The organism is Caenibius tardaugens NBRC 16725 (genome assembly GCF_003860345.1).
GTDB classification, from domain to species: Bacteria; Pseudomonadota; Alphaproteobacteria; order Sphingomonadales; family Sphingomonadaceae; genus Caenibius; species Caenibius tardaugens.
On record NZ_CP034179.1, the window covers coordinates 2,019,194 to 2,035,300 of the forward strand.

The 16,107-nt window shown below is 62.1% G+C and carries 16 protein-coding genes and 1 tRNA gene; 13 read left to right on the plus strand and 4 right to left on the minus strand.

Translation table 11 applies throughout. From position 1 onward, the window contains the following. Positions 1–3: 3 nt before the first annotated feature. Together EGO55_RS09315 and EGO55_RS09320 are read left to right on the plus strand one after the other, a co-directional pair. Positions 4–936: a hypothetical protein gene (locus EGO55_RS09315; protein ID WP_021689689.1), complete on the plus strand. Its 933-nt coding sequence runs from the start codon at positions 4–6 to the stop codon at positions 934–936. Next, positions 933–1,703 carry a nucleotidyltransferase family protein gene (locus EGO55_RS09320; protein WP_021689688.1) on the plus strand — a complete coding sequence of 257 codons (771 nt, stop codon included), beginning with the start codon at positions 933–935 and terminating at the stop codon, positions 1,701–1,703. Before EGO55_RS09315 ends, EGO55_RS09320 begins: the two co-directional genes overlap by 4 nt. Positions 1,704–1,727: 24 nt before the next feature. On the opposite strand, the gene EGO55_RS09325 is transcribed toward EGO55_RS09320, so the two are convergent. Continuing rightward, positions 1,728–2,222: a DUF2141 domain-containing protein gene (locus EGO55_RS09325; protein ID WP_021689687.1), complete on the minus strand. Its 495-nt coding sequence runs from the start codon at positions 2,220–2,222 to the stop codon at positions 1,728–1,730. A gap of 168 nt (positions 2,223–2,390) precedes the next feature. On the opposite strand from EGO55_RS09325, the gene rpe reads away from it, so the two are divergent. The 3 genes from rpe to purH all read left to right on the plus strand — a co-directional run bounded on the left by rpe (position 2,391) and on the right by purH (position 6,548). Next, a complete protein-coding gene (rpe, locus tag EGO55_RS09330; RefSeq protein WP_021689686.1) occupies positions 2,391–3,059 on the plus strand; it encodes a ribulose-phosphate 3-epimerase in 669 nt (222 codons plus the stop codon). An 80-nt stretch (positions 3,060–3,139) separates the two neighbouring features. Further along, positions 3,140–4,951, plus strand: coding sequence for a heparinase II/III family protein (locus tag EGO55_RS09335; protein WP_052023663.1), 1,812 nt, complete (start codon positions 3,140–3,142; stop codon positions 4,949–4,951). A gap of 7 nt (positions 4,952–4,958) precedes the next feature. Next, positions 4,959–6,548, plus strand: a complete 1,590-nt coding sequence (purH, locus tag EGO55_RS09340; RefSeq protein WP_021689684.1) for a bifunctional phosphoribosylaminoimidazolecarboxamide formyltransferase/IMP cyclohydrolase — start codon at positions 4,959–4,961, stop codon at positions 6,546–6,548. A 106-nt stretch (positions 6,549–6,654) separates the two neighbouring features. On the opposite strand, the gene EGO55_RS09345 is transcribed toward purH, so the two are convergent. Next, positions 6,655–6,888 (minus strand): hypothetical protein, encoded by a 234-nt coding sequence (locus tag EGO55_RS09345; RefSeq protein WP_021689683.1) that lies wholly within the window; start codon positions 6,886–6,888, stop codon positions 6,655–6,657. A gap of 71 nt (positions 6,889–6,959) precedes the next feature. Between EGO55_RS09345 and EGO55_RS09350 the strand changes: the two genes are divergently transcribed. Further along, complete coding sequence (locus EGO55_RS09350) at positions 6,960–7,424, plus strand: Fur family transcriptional regulator (protein WP_040715410.1); 465 nt, start codon at positions 6,960–6,962, stop codon at positions 7,422–7,424. Positions 7,425–7,481: 57 nt separating this feature from the next. Beyond that, positions 7,482–9,404 carry a 1-deoxy-D-xylulose-5-phosphate synthase gene (dxs, locus tag EGO55_RS09355; protein WP_021689681.1) on the plus strand — a complete coding sequence of 641 codons (1,923 nt, stop codon included), beginning with the start codon at positions 7,482–7,484 and terminating at the stop codon, positions 9,402–9,404. A gap of 17 nt (positions 9,405–9,421) precedes the next feature. On the opposite strand, the gene EGO55_RS09360 is transcribed toward dxs, so the two are convergent. Next, entirely contained in the window at positions 9,422–10,108 is a 687-nt protein-coding gene (locus EGO55_RS09360; protein ID WP_021689680.1) for an NnrU family protein, read from the minus strand. Between the two features lie 35 nt (positions 10,109–10,143). Continuing rightward, a complete protein-coding gene (locus EGO55_RS09365) occupies positions 10,144–11,799 on the minus strand; it encodes a peptide MFS transporter (protein ID WP_021689679.1) in 1,656 nt (551 codons plus the stop codon). Positions 11,800–12,263: 464 nt separating this feature from the next. Here EGO55_RS09365 and EGO55_RS09370 point away from each other — a divergent pair, with 464 nt between their 5' ends. From EGO55_RS09370 to EGO55_RS09395, 6 genes are all read left to right on the plus strand, one after another. After that, complete coding sequence (locus tag EGO55_RS09370) at positions 12,264–12,545, plus strand: integration host factor subunit beta (RefSeq protein ID WP_021689678.1); 282 nt, start codon at positions 12,264–12,266, stop codon at positions 12,543–12,545. 33 nt (positions 12,546–12,578) lie between these two features. Then, the gene (locus EGO55_RS09375) at positions 12,579–13,043 is read left to right on the plus strand and encodes a YeeE/YedE family protein (protein ID WP_021689677.1); all 465 of its coding nucleotides are present in this window, start codon (positions 12,579–12,581) and stop codon (positions 13,041–13,043) included. After that, positions 13,040–13,468: a DUF6691 family protein gene (locus EGO55_RS09380; protein ID WP_021689676.1), complete on the plus strand. Its 429-nt coding sequence runs from the start codon at positions 13,040–13,042 to the stop codon at positions 13,466–13,468. The genes EGO55_RS09375 and EGO55_RS09380 overlap by 4 nt, the downstream gene beginning before the upstream one ends. Before the next feature lie 84 nt (positions 13,469–13,552). Then, a tRNA-Leu gene (locus EGO55_RS09385) sits at positions 13,553–13,637 on the plus strand. A 183-nt stretch (positions 13,638–13,820) separates the two neighbouring features. Next, entirely contained in the window at positions 13,821–15,209 is a 1,389-nt protein-coding gene (locus EGO55_RS09390) for an FAD-binding oxidoreductase (protein WP_021689675.1), read from the plus strand. 238 nt (positions 15,210–15,447) lie between these two features. Beyond that, entirely contained in the window at positions 15,448–16,065 is a 618-nt protein-coding gene (locus EGO55_RS09395; RefSeq protein WP_052023647.1) for a PilZ domain-containing protein, read from the plus strand. Positions 16,066–16,107: the final 42 nt, after the last annotated feature.

Consider the following 16,107-nt stretch of genomic DNA (forward strand, 5'->3'; position numbering starts at 1 on the left):
CCGATGGGGCATTCCGTATCCGAACCGGGCGTATCCGAACCGGGCCTGCTCGCGGCGCGGGTTTCGACCGCGCTCGACGCCGCCATGGCAGAGCCGGTTCGTGCGTTCGCGGGGAAACTCGCGCAGGATGCAGGGGCGCTCGCCGTGCTGTTTTACGGGTCCAACTTGCGCACTGGCGAACTCGAAGGCGTGCTGGATTTCTACGTCCTTCTGCCCGGCCCCAGGGAAAGCGGCATCTGGCCCCGGGTCAGCTACCACGAATGGGATCACGATGGCCGCGTGCTGCGGGCCAAGGTTGCCACGATGGCGCTGGCGACATTCGCGGCGGCGGCATCGGGCGATCTGCTCGACACCACGATCTGGGCGCGATTTGTGCAACCCTGTGCACTGGCATGGTCACGCGATGATACGGCGCGGGCGCAGGTTCTGGACGCTATCACCGGGGCCATTGTCACGGCGGCGCGACTGGCCGTGGCGCTGGGTCCGGACCGCGGTGCACCGGAAGACTATTGGCGCGCGCTATTCCGCGCGACCTATCAGGCCGAATTTCGGGTGGAGAAGCCGGGACGCGAAGACACGATCCTCGCCGCCAATCCGGTGCATTTCGATGGCCTGCTGCCGGTGGCGCTGGACCATGCCGGCATCCCGTTCACCCGCGATGACAATGTGCTTTCTCCGGCCATGCCAGCGGCGGAACGTGGTGCTATCCGGCGCTGGTGGGCGCGGCGCAGGCGGTTAGGAAAACCGTACAATCTGGTGCGACTGGTGCGGGCCACCACCACCTTCGACGGCGCTGCGCGCTATGCCGCGTGGAAAGTCGAACGGCACACCGGGGTGAAAATCGCCCTGACACCGTGGCGTGAACGCCATCCGCTGCTGGCGACGCCGGGCGTGTTGTGGCGGGTCTGGCGCGAACGGCGCAGGCAGCGGGTATGAGCGACCTGCCATCTGCCCTGATTCTGGCCGGGTCGCGTCAGGGCGCGCAAGACCCGGTCGCGCTGGCCGAAGGTGTGGCGCACAAGGCGCTGGTCGAAGTGGCCGGGGTGCCCTTGCTGGCCCGCGTATACGCGGCCTTGCGCGCTGCCGGTGTGGAACGGATCGCGGTGGCGGCGGACGCCCCCGATGTCGTCGCATTGGCGCAGGCTCTGGGCGCGGAACTCGTCCCGCCGGAAAGCGGGCCGAGCGGCAGCGTCGAGCGCGGGTTTGCCTTGCTGGGCGCGCCGATGCTGGTCACCACCGCCGATCATGCCCTGTTGCAGCCGGAATGGGTGGAACAGTTCGTGGCGGACAGTCCGACGCAGGCCGATGTCACCGTGCTGCTTGCCCGGCGCGATGTGGTGGAAAGCGCGGTGCCCGATACGCGGCGCACGTGGCTGCGCTTTGCCGACGGCCAATGGTCCGGGTGCAACCTGTTCCTGCTGGCGACACCGGCGGCAGGCGGGGCGATTGCCACCTGGCGCGAAGTGGAGGCCAACCGCAAGCGGCCGTGGCGGATCGCCGCGCGGTTGGGCCCGCGTGTCTTGTGGGATTATGCGCGCGGCAAGCTGACACTGGGCGCGGCGATTGCCCGGCTGGGCAGGCGGATCGGCATTGACGCCGCCGCTGTTCCCGCACGCAATGGCCTCGCCGCTGTCGATGTGGACAAAGTGGATGATCTCGTGCTGGTGCGCGAACTGGTTACCCGGGCCAAGCCAATGGGCTGACGTGCGTCTGTGCGCCCGTCGCGGTTACATGTAGCGCATATTGATCGTGATCGGGGTCACGCCGTTATTCACCGCCACGCCAACTTTCTTGTAGCTCGGCTTGCCGAGATTCAGGATGTTGATGCTGGGGTTGTTCGACATGGCGCCGCCATCGCGGCTGATGTCGGTCTTGCCATTGCCGTTCACATCATGACGCACGGCAATCCCGTATGTGCCCGCATCCGGCAGAGGGACACAGAAGGTCATGCTCGCGGCGCGGGCGGGTGCTTCGATGCGGTTGATCCAGCGGCCCTTGGCCATCCAGTCGGCATTGGTCGCGCGATAGCTTTGCACGCGCACGACCCCGCTGCCGGCACGAATGCCATGCACCGTCACCTTGATGGCGGGACCGTTGTTGCCGGCGCACTGGCGCATATCGTTCGAAATTTCCTGACGATACTGCGCGGCTGCCGGGGCCGCAGTGGCCACGAGGCTGCCAAGGGTCAGCGCGAGGGCAGAAGCGGTCAGCAGTTTACGCATTCTCGGTACATCTCCTTTTCACCGGGCGAAGTAAAGTTCGGCCACTGAATAGCGACTGAATTGCCTGCTGTGTCCCGTTAAGGGAGGGGTGGTCGCGATATCTTGTGTGGAAAACGCAGGTTGCTGTTCTTGTGGACACAAGGGCTGGTGGATAGGCAAGGTGCCAAGATGGCCATAACTCCCTTAATCTCTCCCTCGATCCTTTCTGCCGATTTTGCCCGGTTGGGTGAAGAAGTGCGCGCAATTGACGAAGCCGGCGCCGACTGGATTCATGTCGATGTGATGGATGGGCATTTTGTCCCCAATCTCACAATCGGCCCCAATGTGGTGAAGGCGATCCGCAGATGGTCGGACAAGCCGTTCGATGTGCATCTGATGATTTCCCCCGTGGACGCCTACCTCGAAGCATTCGCCGAAGCGGGCGCGGATATCATCACGGTCCACCCCGAAGCCGGGCCGCATGTGCATCGCACGGTGCAGGCGATCAAGGGGCTGGGCAAGAAGGCGGGTATTTCGCTCAATCCTGCAACCCCGGCCAAAATGCTGGATTACCTGATCGACGAGATCGATCTGGTTCTGGTGATGAGCGTTAATCCCGGCTTTGGCGGGCAGAGCTTCATTTCCAGCCAGCTTCGCAAGATCGAGGCTGTGCGCAAGATGATCGACAAGACCGGTCGTGCCATTCATCTCGAGGTGGATGGCGGGGTCAATCCCGAAATCGCGCGGCAATGCGTGGATGCCGGGGCCGATGTGCTGGTGGCGGGTTCCGCCGCTTTCAAAGGTGGCCCGGATCAATATGCGCCGAACATCGTTGCACTGAAAGGCGGCCGTGAGTGAACGACGCCGCGACGCAGAACCAATCGGCACTGCGCCGCGACGATGTGAACGGCAGCCCTCGCACGGGTTCGGAGGGAGCGATGGCCATACCGCTGGCACAGTTGGATGAACCGCTTGCGCGGTCTCATTCCGCGGCAGGTGACGGGAAAGACGATCGCGGGACATTGATCGAACCGGGCCGGGCCCTGGCTCTGGCGGAATTCGCGCCGGATTCGCTGGGCACGACGGAGCGGTTCATGCGCTTCGCCTATCGCATGGGCGTGCCGGGTCCGGTGCTCTGTTCGCCGTTTCGCAAGGCCACCAAGACACGCCTGCTGGCCACGGTGGAAAGCCCGCTGGTGGGCGATCGCGCGGCGGGGGTGGCCCTGCGCGCCGGGCATTTTCTCATCAACGGGGTCAAGGCTCCGATTGCCCAGATCGATTTCAGCCCCGCTGCCAAGCTGACGCCGCCGTTCGAACGGACCGTGCATGGGTTTACCTGGCTGGCGGATCTCGCGGCTTCGGCACCACGCGAACAATGCACCGCAACGGCGGAACGCATTCTTGCATCGTGGCTGGATGCCAGCGGGAAGCCGGGCAAGGGGGCTTCGTGGAAGGTCGGCAATGCCGGTCTCCGGTTGCTGAACTGGTTCGTCTACGCGCCGCTTCTCCTGTCGGGCCATGACAAGGTTCTGCGTTCGCGCATGCTGGCGGAAATGGCGGTGACGGCCCGCTGGCTGGATCGCAATATCGGCAAGGCGGAAGACCGGCTGGCGGAAGTGGCGGGATGGGCTGCCATCACCGCTGCGGGCGTTCTGCTGCCCGATGGGCGGCCTCGGCGCCTGTTCGGTGAAGCGGGGCTGATCCGTGCGCTGGGTGATCTGGTGGGGGATGATGGTGGCGTGCTGTCGCGCAGCCCGCTCGACCAGATGGACGCAATTGGCCTGCTGGTCGAATTGCATGCCTGTTATCGCGCGATCCGCGTCGATCCACCGCAGGCGATCGAGGTCATGCTGGGCATGCTCGTGCCGCCCCTGCTGGCGCTGGTGCATGGCGATGGCGGGCTGGGCAACTGGCAGGGGGCGGGCGCGGTCTGGCCCGATCGTGTGGCTGCGCTGGTCGAGGCCACGGGCGTACGGGCCCGGCCGCTGCGCGATGTGCGCCAATGGGGTTATCAGCGCGTTTCCGCAGGCAAGACCCTGCTGCAATTCGATGCGGCCCCGCCGCCGCTGGCACGTCATGCCCGCGCCGGGTGTGCGTCGACGCTGGCCTTGGAACTGTCCCATGGCGGACAGCGGATCATTGTGAACTGCGGGGGCGCCGCGCTCGCCGGCGGACAAATTCCGATGCGAATCGAACAGGGCCTGCGCGCTACCGCCGCCCATTCGACGCTGGTGCTGGATGACGTGAATTCCACCGCGGTGCTGATCAACGGCAAACTGGGCGGCGGCGTTGGCGAAGTCGAGGTCGATCGCCGCACGCTCGAACTGGAAGGGTCGGGCGCAACCCGTATCGAAGCCAGCCACGATGGCTATGTCGCGCGGTATGGTCTGATACATCGCCGTATTGTGCTTCTACGCGATGATGGCAGCGAACTGCGCGGCGAAGATGTGCTCATGCCTGAAGGGCGCAGGGGCAAGCGCGGGAAGATCAGTTTCGCGATCCGCTTTCACATCGGGCCCGGTGTGGAAGTGGGCCTCTCCGAAAACCGGAAAGGGGCGGGGCTGGCCCTGCCCGATGGCAGCTATTGGCAATTTGTCGCGAGTGGCGTTGACGACGTGGAACTTTCGATAGAAGAGAGCCTCTGGTCGGACGGCAGTGGCAGGCCACAGCCGATCCAACAGCTTGTCATGGCTGGGATGATTTCACGCGGCGGCGGGAATTTCTCGTGGCTGCTCAAGAAAATGGGGTAGTACCGCAATGGCGGAAATTCAGATTAAGCGGGCACTGCTTTCGGTGTCCGACAAAAGCGGCTTGGTCGAACTGGGGCGGGAACTGGCCCGACTCGGGGTCGAACTGGTGTCCACTGGCGGCACAGCCAAGGCGCTGCGCGATGCCGGGCTGGACGTGAAGGACGTGTCCGACATCACCGGTTTTCCCGAAATGATGGATGGCCGTGTCAAAACGCTGCACCCGATGGTCCATGGCGGCCTGCTGGCGGTGCGCGATAATGCGGACCATGCCAAGGCCATGGCCGATCACGCCATTGGGGCGATCGATCTCGTGGTGGTCAATCTCTACCCGTTCCAGCAGACCGTGGCCAAGGGCGCGGAACGCGATGAAGTGATCGAGAATATCGATATTGGCGGGCCGTCGATGGTGCGTTCTGCCGCCAAGAATCACGCGTTTGTGGCGATTGTCACCGATCCGGCCGATTATGCCACGCTGCTTGGCCAACTGGCCGATAAGGGCGGGGCGACCACGCTGGAATTCCGCAAGAAGCTGGCGGCAAAAGCCTTTGCTGCAACAGCGGCCTACGATTCGGCGATCAGCCAATGGTTTGCGAAAGTCGATCAGGGGGAAAAATTCCCCGAACGCCGCACAATGGCCAGCCGTCTGGTCACGACTTTGCGCTATGGCGAAAATCCGCATCAGGAAGCCGCGCTTTACGTGCCTGAAACCCCGTTCGGCAGCGGCGTTGCGCAGGCGGAACAGGTGCAGGGCAAGGAACTGTCCTACAACAATTATAACGATGCCAACGCCGCGCTCGAACTGGCGGCGGAATTCGCAGGCGGCGATCCGGCGGTGGTGATCGTGAAGCATGCCAACCCGTGCGGCGTCGCGCAACGCGGCACCCTGCTGGACGCGTGGAACGATGCGCTGGCGTGCGATTCCGTCTCGGCATTTGGTGGCATTGTCGCCACCAACGTGCCGCTTGACGGGCCGACAGCCGAAGCGATCTGCGAAATCTTCACCGAAGTGGTGGTTGCCCCCGGGGCAGACGACGCGGCACGCGCGGCTTTCGCCCGCAAGAAGAATCTGCGTCTGATGATCACCGATGGGCTGCCCGATCCGTTGCGGGCGGGCGTCAACCAAGTGGTGATCGCAGGTGGCCTGCTGGTGCAGGATCGCGATAACGGGCACATCACCCCCGATATGCTCAAGGTCGTGACGAAGCGCGCGCCGACCGAACAGGAACTGCAGGATTGCCTGTTCGCCTGGACCGTCGCCAAGCATGTGAAGTCGAACGCGATCGTTTATGTGAAGGATGGGGCCACGGCCGGGATCGGCGCGGGTCAGATGAACCGCCGTGACAGCGCCCGCATCGCTGCAATCAAGGCGCGCGAAGCGGCTGAACAGCACGACTGGGCCGCACCGCGCACCGTGGGCAGCGCGGTTGCATCCGATGCGTTCTTCCCGTTTGCCGACGGCTTGCTCGCGGCGGTCGAGGCTGGTGCCACCGCAGTGATCCAGCCGGGCGGTTCCATCCGTGACGAGGAAGTGATCAAGGCCGCCGACGAAGCCGGCCTTGCCATGGTCTTCACCGGGATGCGCCATTTCCGCCACTGATCGCTAGTGTGGTGGATTTGAAATGCGCTCAGCGCGTGCCTGACCATGCTGCGAACTTCAGATCTGGGCCACTAGAGGGCAGGTGAACGCCTGCCTTCCGGCGAGTTCAGGCAAGGGCAAGCCGCGCCAGTGCATCTGGTGCGGCACGCCTTTTGGAAAAACAGCAGACGGATTGATTGCCATGATCCGGGTTAAAGACGATGTATATCGCAATTTCGCATTCGGCTTCGGCGCCGGTGCGGTGATTGTTCTCCTCCATTTCCTCAACGCGGCGGGCGCGGCCGCCGTCTGACGCGGGGTGAGGGCATGTCTGGCCTTCTTTGCTCGCCGCCGCCAGCATGGCCCCTTTTGCCGTATGGTCTTTGTCAGCGGTTGATTGCCCCTGCGGCCATGCATGCCTATGTTGGTCTTATGGCTGGGCATCATCATCACAGTGAAATATCGGGCGACGGGCTGGTCGATGCCGCGCGCGCGGTTCTGACCAATGCGGGCGAACAGTGGACCGATATGCGTGCGGACGTGTTCCGGGCGCTGGCAACGGCGGAAAAACCCGCCTCGGCCTATGATGTTGCGGAACAGCTTTCCGCCCTGCGCGGGAAACGGGTGGCGGCCAACAGCGTCTATCGCATTCTCGACCTGTTCGTGCGCACCAATCTGGCCAACCGGATTGAAAGCGCGAACGCCTATCTGGCCAATGTGCATCCGGGATGCCGCCATGATTGCATTTTCCTGATCTGCGATAAATGCGGACAGGCGATCCATGTGGATGACGATGGGCTGACCGGCGCCCTGCGCAAGGCGGGCCAGCAGGCCGGCTTTGCGGATGTCCGACCGGTGGTGGAATTGCGCGGGCTGTGCAATGCCTGCGCAGTATAATTTTCTGCCGGTTACTGTTCATCGACAGGCAGGGTTTTGCAGTGTAAGCGCCCGGCGATGACCGATAACCCGGCCACCCCCTTGCTTGATCGCGTTCTGATTCCAGCGGATTTGCGGAAGCTCGAGCCGTCACAACTGCGCCAGTTCGCGGCGGAACTGCGCGCGGAAATGATCGCGGCTGTCGGCCAGACGGGCGGCCATCTCGGCTCTGGTCTGGGCGTTGTCGAACTGACGGTCGCGTTGCACTATGTGTTCAATACGCCGGAAGACCGCGTGGTCTGGGACGTTGGCCATCAGGCCTACCCCCACAAGATCATCACCGGCCGGCGTGACCGGATTCGTACGATTCGTCAGGGCGGTGGGCTGTCCGGGTTCACAAAGCGCAGCGAAAGCGAATACGATCCGTTCGGAACGGCGCATTCCTCCACTTCCATTTCGGCGGCGCTGGGATTTGCCATTGCCAACAAAATGGCGGGAAAACCCGGCAAGGGGATCGCGGTGATCGGCGATGGCGCGATGAGCGCGGGCATGGCCTACGAAGCGATGAACAACGCCGAACAGGCAGGCAACCGGCTGGTCGTTATTCTCAACGACAACGATATGTCGATCGCTCCGCCGGTCGGTGGACTTTCCGCCTATCTCGCCCGGCTGGTCTCCAGCGGGCGGTTCCTGGGCCTGCGGGAACTGGCGAAGAAGTTTGCCCGCCGCCTGCCCCGACCCCTGCATGTTGCCGCGCGCAAGACCGATGAATTCGCCCGTGGCATGGCGATGGGCGGCACCCTGTTCGAAGAATTGGGCTTCTATTACGTGGGGCCGATTGACGGGCACGATCTCGATGCCCTGATCCCGGTGCTGCAGAATGTCCGCGATGCGGCGGAAGGGCCGATTCTCGTCCATGTGGTGACGCAGAAGGGCAAGGGTTACGCCCCTGCCGAAGCGGCGGAAGACAAGTATCACGGCGTCCAGAAGTTCGACGTTATCACGGGCGAACAGAAGAAAAGCACCGGTGGCCCTCCCGCCTATCAGAATGTGTTCGGCGAAACGCTGGCCCGGCTGGCGGACAGCGATCCGCGTATCTGTGCGATTACCGCAGCGATGCCGTCGGGCACCGGGGTGGATAAATTTGCCCGCGCGCATCCCGACCGCGCCTTCGATGTGGGGATTGCGGAACAGCATGCCGTAACTTTCGCTGCAGGCCTTGCGGCAGAAGGCATGCGTCCGTTTGCGGCGATCTATTCCACGTTCCTGCAGCGCGCGTTCGATCAGGTGGTGCACGATGTCTGCATCCAGAACCTGCCGGTGCGCTTTGCGATCGATCGTGCCGGACTTGTCGGTGCGGATGGGGCGACGCACGCTGGCAGTTTTGACATAACCTATCTTGCCACACTGCCGAATATGGTGGTGATGGCCCCTGCGGACGAAGCGGAACTGGTCCATATGACCTACACCGCCGCCGAATATGATCAGGGGCCGATTGCCTTTCGCTATCCGCGCGGGGCGGGGACGGGCGTGCCCCTGCCTGAAACGCCGGAACTGCTGCCGGTCGGCAAGGGCCGGATCGTGCGCGAAGGCAGCAAGGTGGCGTTGCTTTCTCTGGGGACGCGCCTTGCCGAAAGCCTCAAGGCGGCAGATCAACTGGATGCGAAGGGATTGTCGACCACCGTTGCCGATCTGCGCTTCGCCAAGCCGCTCGATTCAGAACTGATCCGCCGCCTGATCGCAACCCACGAAGTGGTTGTGACGATCGAGGAGGGCAGCATCGGCGGGCTGGGTGCGCATGTCCTGACATTGGCGAGCGATGAAGGTCTGACCGATACCGGCCTGAAAATCCGCACCATGCGTTTGCCCGACGTGTTTCAGGATCACGACACCCCCGACCGCCAGTATGACGAGGCGGGATTGAACGCGCCGCAGATCGTCGACACGGTGCTGAAGGCGCTGCGCCATAACAGTGCGGGTGTGGAAGAAGCCCGGGCCTGACGGGCCTGCCCAACCGTTCAGAGCCAGTGCCAGATGCCTGCTGCGAACCCGTTCGCGGGCTTGTGCAGCCAGGTTATGCCAAGCCACAGAATCAGCGCCACCAACCATAAGCCGATCCCGGCTGCGGGCAGCCGCGACCAACGCGGCCAATAACTGGTCTGCGCGGTCCAGTTGTTCCAGGCCGTGCCCAGGGCGGCCGCTTTCTTGCGATCCTGCAGGTGCGCGCCCAGCAGGGCGAGCACGATGATTGCACCGGCAAGCACGAAGGACCGCGCAGTAGGCATGACAAGGATGTGAGCGAAGCCCCAAAGCGCGAAACCCCACATCATCGGATGACGCGTGATCGCGAACACGCCGTGTACTTTGGCGGCGGAAACTGTGGCGGCGGGCGTGTCAGGCAAGGCGGGATTACCCCGCAGCGATCCGATGAACAGCACCAGCGCCACCAACGTGATCGCACTGGCGATGGCCCAGGGGAGATCCGCCATGCCGTTCCACAGGGGCGCCCCGGTGCCCCAGGCTGCGCGAAAAGCCAGGACCATCCATGCAAAGGTGGCAAGGCTGACCAGCGAATAGAGACCGAGGAAGCCCTTTTCGCCCAGCTTGCCAATCAGCGGAGCGCGCAAGGGGTGTGACAGCACGAAGTGGCTGCCAACAAAGCTGATGCACGCGGCCAGCAGGGATGTCAGCGCAGGATCCTTCATGCCTTCTCCCACCGCGATGACGATGCGCCTTTATGTCAGGGGTTGGGGCCGGTTTGCGGCCGGATGCCCGCAGCTTGCGGCTCACCGATTTCTTCCTGCCCCAGGAGGTCGTTATCGACATTGCGATCACCCAGCGTATCGACGTGCATCCAGCGTTTGACGATCGGGGACAGCAGGAGCACCACCACCGCGACGCCGATCGTGATCCAGCCAATCTGGTTGTATATCGACAAGGTCAGTTCCTTCGACATTTCGCCGCTTTCGCCGCCGGTCGCCTCGCCGATCTTGCCCGCCACGAAATTGCCCACCGCGCTCATGTAAAACCATGCGCCCATGATGAAGCTGCCGAGATGGAGCGGCGCCAGACGGGTCATGGCGGACAGGCCTACAGGGGAAAGGCAAAGCTCGCCCGTGGTGGCCAGCAGATAGATGAGGAAGACGAAGATGACCGGCGTCATCGCGTCCATGCCCACCGCCCGTGCGCCCCAGACAAAGACGAGGAAGGACAGGCCAACCTGCACCAGCGCCAGCCCGAATTTCGCCGGCGCTGACGGTTCCAGTCCGCGCTTGCCGAGATAGGCCCACAAGGCTGCAAAAACGGGCCCAAGAATGACGATGTAAATCGGGTTGATCGACTGGAACAGGCTGGTCGGTACACCCTGCCGGTCCACGAACCGGTCCGTATAGAGGCTGAGGCTGCCGCCGGCCTGTTCGAACAGGCCCCAGAAAATCGGGTTCAGCGCGATCAGAAACAGGATCGCAAACATGCGTTCGCGCGGTTCCTTGGGCAGCTTGAGCGCCTCGTAAAGTGTGTAGCCCAGCATGGCGATGCCGCAGACGATCAACAGGTTCTGGATGACGCCCTGATACTGGATCAGCAGCCAGATCACGACAACAGCGGCCGCGCCGGTGGCGTAGAGCGTTATTTCACGTACGGGCGCCAGCGGCACCGGCGGTTCGCCCTGCCCCTTCAGCGCGGCCTTGCCCACAACGAAAATGATGAGGCCGAAAACCATGCCGATCCCGGCGAGGCCGAAGCCCCATGCCCAGCCGATGGTTTCGCCCAGATAGCCGACCAGGATCGTGCCCAGCGCCGCACCGGTGTTCACGCCCATGTAGAAGATCGTATAGGCGGCATCGCGGCGGGTATCCGTCATGCGATAGAGCTGGCCAACGATCACGGAAATATTCGCTTTGAGGAAGCCCGAACCGACAATGATCAGCGCCAACGCCAGCCAGAAGACGTTGATTGCCGGATCGGCTTGTTTGATCAGCGGATCGGTTGCCCCATGCATGCCTTCGTAGGCCATGAAAAGATGGCCCAGCGCCAGCACGATGCCACCGAACAGCACGGCCTTGCGTTGCCCAAGCCAGCGATCGGCGAGATAGCCGCCAAGCACCGGGGTGATATAGACCAGACTGGTATAGGCGCCGTAGATAAGGTTCGATTTGCCGTCCGAAAACAGCCAGAACTTCGTCAGGTAAAGGATGAGCAGCGCGCGCATCCCGTAATAGGAAAACCGTTCCCACATTTCCGCATAGAACAGGACGAACAAACCGCGCGGATGGCCAACCACTTCTTCGCTGTTGCGCGTTGCGATCAGCCCACCGATGGCAAGAACAGCAAACAGGGCGGCAGCGGCGATCGCCGCGATCCAGTCACCCTCGTTCCAGCTGGAGATGTCTTTCATCGGTTCCCCTTTTTCGTCTGTTCCTGGCGATATTTATCTGCCTCTTCTGCGCTGTAATCGCAAACAACGCGAGCGTTCAATGCGTTGCCCACCACGGATACGGTTGTGCATAGTTACTGCAGGCCGTTCTCTGGAAGGAGAAACGAGCAGTGCAATGGAATTATCAGACCTCTCTGCGCCTGTGTAAGCGTCTCGCATAAATTGGCTCTACACAGGCCTGTTTCCGCACTTTTTTGCGTTTTTCCGGTATGACGCTGTACGAAAGTACAGCGCCGGCACGCGTGTTATTGCGCAAGCGGCAAGCAATATTGCGATAGTAAAAATAAATCTCGCGAAACAATTGCGATTTTCGCTCCTGTCTGGCAGTCTCCGGCCCCGGTCGCAGTGCTGTGATCGATGGTGTGATGCGAGGCTGGGCGCCAGGGTCCGGCTTCGGTCAGGATACGCAGTCGTGGAGGATTGCGATGATCAGATCTGAATTGGTGGAATCCCTTGCCCGGGATAATCCGGAGTTGAGGGCGGAAGAGGTGGAACAGGTTGTCCATATCTTCTTCGATGAAATATCCCAGCGGCTGGCCGAAGGGGGCCGTGTGGAATTGCGTGGATTTGGTGCGTTTTCGATACGGGATCGCGATGCCCGCAAGGGGCGCAATCCGCGTACCGGCACATCCGTGGATGTTCCGGCCAAACGGGTGCCGTACTTCAAGGCGGGTAAGGAAATCCGTGATCGGCTCAACACCGACTAACCAACGCTATCGCGCTTTGCGGCTCATCCCCAAATGACGCTGGCCCCTGCGTGGTCGACCTTGCCGGGTTTTCCGGGGGCTGATCCGGCAGCGGGTCTGGCGGGCGGGGCGCTTATTGGCCTCGCCGCCGCGCTCGTGCTTATCGGACTGGGGCGCATCGCCGGTGTATCGGGCCTTGCGGCAAGGGCCTTTGGCCTTGCTGACGATGGCCCGCCGCGCGGCATGGCGGTGCTGTTCATCCTTGGCCTGCCTCTTGGGGCAGGGTTGGTATATGCGCTCACGGGGCTTGGCCTAGGGGCGGTTGCCGATTGGCCTTACCTTCTGGTCGCAGGTGTTCTGGTGGGGTTGGGCACGCGTCTCGGCTCGGGATGCACCAGCGGACATGGGGTGTGTGGTATAGGGCGTCTCTCGGCGCGTTCTATTGTCGCGACAATCGTCTTCATCTGTACCGGTATGGTGACCGTGGCCGTATTGGATATGCTGAAGGTTGCCGGATGATGCGGGCTGTTCTTGCGCTGTTGACGGGTATCCTGTTCGGTGCCGGACTGGCGGTGTCAGGGATGACAAACCCCGTTCGGGTGCGCGGTTTTCTCGATGTTGGCGGGCGCTGGGATCCGACACTGGTGTTCGTGATGGCGGCAGCTGTGGCAGTCATGATGCTGGCCTGGCGCATGCAGCGCAGGCTGCTCCGCCCGTTGCTGGCAGAGAAGTTCGTTCTGCCAACGCGGAAAGATATCGACTTGCGTCTTGTTGCTGGCGCTGCGCTCTTCGGGGTGGGCTGGGGTATTGCGGGTATATGCCCGGGCCCGGCTTTCGCCATGCTGGCGCTGTTGCCAGCCGATGCGACGATTTTTCTGGTGGGTCTGTTCGCCGGTATGGCTGTTTTTCGTCTTTTCTCCTCGCGAGGGCGGCATTCGCGATAGCGCAGTTTGTCACCCTGCCGGTTTTGACATTGCGATGCTGCCCGTGGCGGGCTAGCCGGGCGTTGCCGGAAGGCAATCAATGGCGCGGGCGTGGCGGAATGGTAGACGCCGGGGACTTAAAATCCCCTGTCCTTTGGACGTGCGGGTTCGAGTCCCGCCGCCCGCACCACAGGGTTGCGGTGCTTGCCCCATTATCACCGGACATATCGGCACGAAAATCAACGCAATGAGACCGGATCTGTCGCGGTCATTATCCGTGTACAGCCGGGCCCGATGCGGTACCCATAGTGCGCCCAGCCGCAGCGTATGAATTGTCAGCGCTGATGGACGGCCAGGGTGTTTGGAAGGACAGATGATGGGCGAAGTAGCGGCGACAACAGGCCTTGCGTTGGATGGGCTGCGCGCGATGTTTGGTGACCGCTTCAGTGACCGGCACGCCGTGCGGGAACATCATGGCAGGGCGGAAACGTTCTTTCCCGCAATGTTGCCGGATGCGGTCATCTATCCGCATTCGACCGAGGAAGTGGCCGCGGCGGTCAGGCATTGCGCAGCACACCAGATTCCCATCATTCCCTACGGTGTCGGAACCTCGCTCGAAGGGCATTTTCTCGCACTGCACGGCGGTGTCTGCATCGATCTGTCGCAGATGAACCACCTGTTGCGCGTCAGCGAAGAAGATCTCGACTGCACGGTTGAGCCGGGGGTGACACGCAAGCAGTTGAACGAGGAACTGCGTCACACCGGGCTGTTTTTTCCGATCGATCCCGGCGCCGATGCAACAATCGGCGGGATGGCGGCAACACGCGCATCCGGGACCAACGCCGTGCGTTATGGCACCATGCGTCAGAATGTCCTTGGGCTGACCGTGGTTCTGCCGGACGGGCGCATTATCCACACGGGTGGGCGGGCGCGAAAATCGTCGGCAGGTTATGACCTGACAGGGCTGTTTGTCGGTTCGGAAGGGACGCTGGGCATTATTACCGAAGTGACGGTGCGCCTTTATGGTCAGCCTGAAGCCATTTCTTCCGGCGTCTGCGAATTCGAAACGCTGCGCGGGGCCGTGGATACGGTGATCCAGACGATCCAGCTTGGCATTCCCGTTGCGCGGATCGAGCTGGTGGATGAATTGCAGATTCGGGCCGTCAACCAGTATTCCGGTACGAAGCTGGCCGAACGCCCGACACTGTTCCTGGAATTTCACGGGACACCGGCAGGGGTGGCGGAACAGTCCACCCAGTTTGGCGAGATCGCCGCGGCACAGGGGGGCGATGGGTTCCGCTGGACGACCAATACCGAAGAGCGCACCGCACTGTGGGAGGCGCGACACAAGGCGCTCTATGCGGATATGGCGTTGCGTCCGGGTGGTACGGCCATATCGACCGATGTCTGCGTGCCGATCTCACGCCTGTGTGAATGCATTACGCAGACCCGCGCGGCTGTCGATGCGAGCGGCCTGATCGGACCGATCGTAGGCCATGTTGGCGATGGCAATTTTCACGTCGTGCTGGTGTTCGATCCTGAATCTGCCGACGAAGTGGCGAAAGTGAAGGCGCTGTCGGAACAGATTGTGGAACTGGCCCTGGCCCATGGCGGAACCTGTACTGGCGAACACGGCATAGGCATGGGGAAGAAGGGATATCTGATTGAAGAACATGGTGAAGCCGTCGATGTCATGCGGGCGATCAAACGTGCGATCGATCCGGCCGGTATCATGAATCCGGGGAAGGTTTTTGACGCTTAAGTCATTGTTGATGCGGGATTATTGTGAGAGATCGCGGTAATTTTAGGAAACTTTTCTGGCATTCTTGTAAAAATAAATTTCCCATCGGCGACATTAGTTATACTTTAGGAGTTGGATGGTATGCCCCGATAAGTAACGGGTGCTGGCCGGGTGACTGGACGGGCAATTGGAGTAGGCCAATTTGACGGGGGCAGAACAACCGCTGAGCGGGTCTGAGAATACTGACGATATTCCAACAATGGATAATCGTCGCGATGCGCGATTTACTCTTTTGATACGCGCAGCAAAATTGATCGCACCGAATGGCGAATATATGTGTATCCTGCGGGATGCATCCGTCGGCGGGGTGAGGGCGCAGATTTTTCATGCCTTGCCACCGGGTAAGGACTTCACGCTGGAACTGCCTAATGGCGATTGTCATGCGATGGAAGTGGTCTGGGAACGTGATGGCCACGCCGGTTTCCGTTTCAGGAATCCGGTGGAACTGCCGGAGTTGATCGGTGGGGCGAGTGCTTACCCCAAACGACCGGTACGGTTGGAGATCCAGCTTCCTGCGGAATTGAGCACGTTGGACGGGCGCATTGCCGATGTGACGATCCGTAATCTCTCGCAATACGGAATGCGGATCGATTGCACCGCGCGCCTCGCGATTGATCAGGTTGTTCGGATTAATGCGGAACAATTGCCTTCGTTGACTGGCCGTATTCGCTGGCGGGGACGCAATGCCTATGGGCTGGTGCTGGACCACACTTTTCGGTTCGAAGAACTGGCCCGACTGGTGGGGGTCTTGCAGCAGGGTAATGCGGTTCGGGCCCACAATTCCTCGCAGTTCAATGGATTAACCTTCGACGCGTGAGAGGGTTTGTGGTGGGGCCGGGTGGAGAGCCCGGCCCGGCCA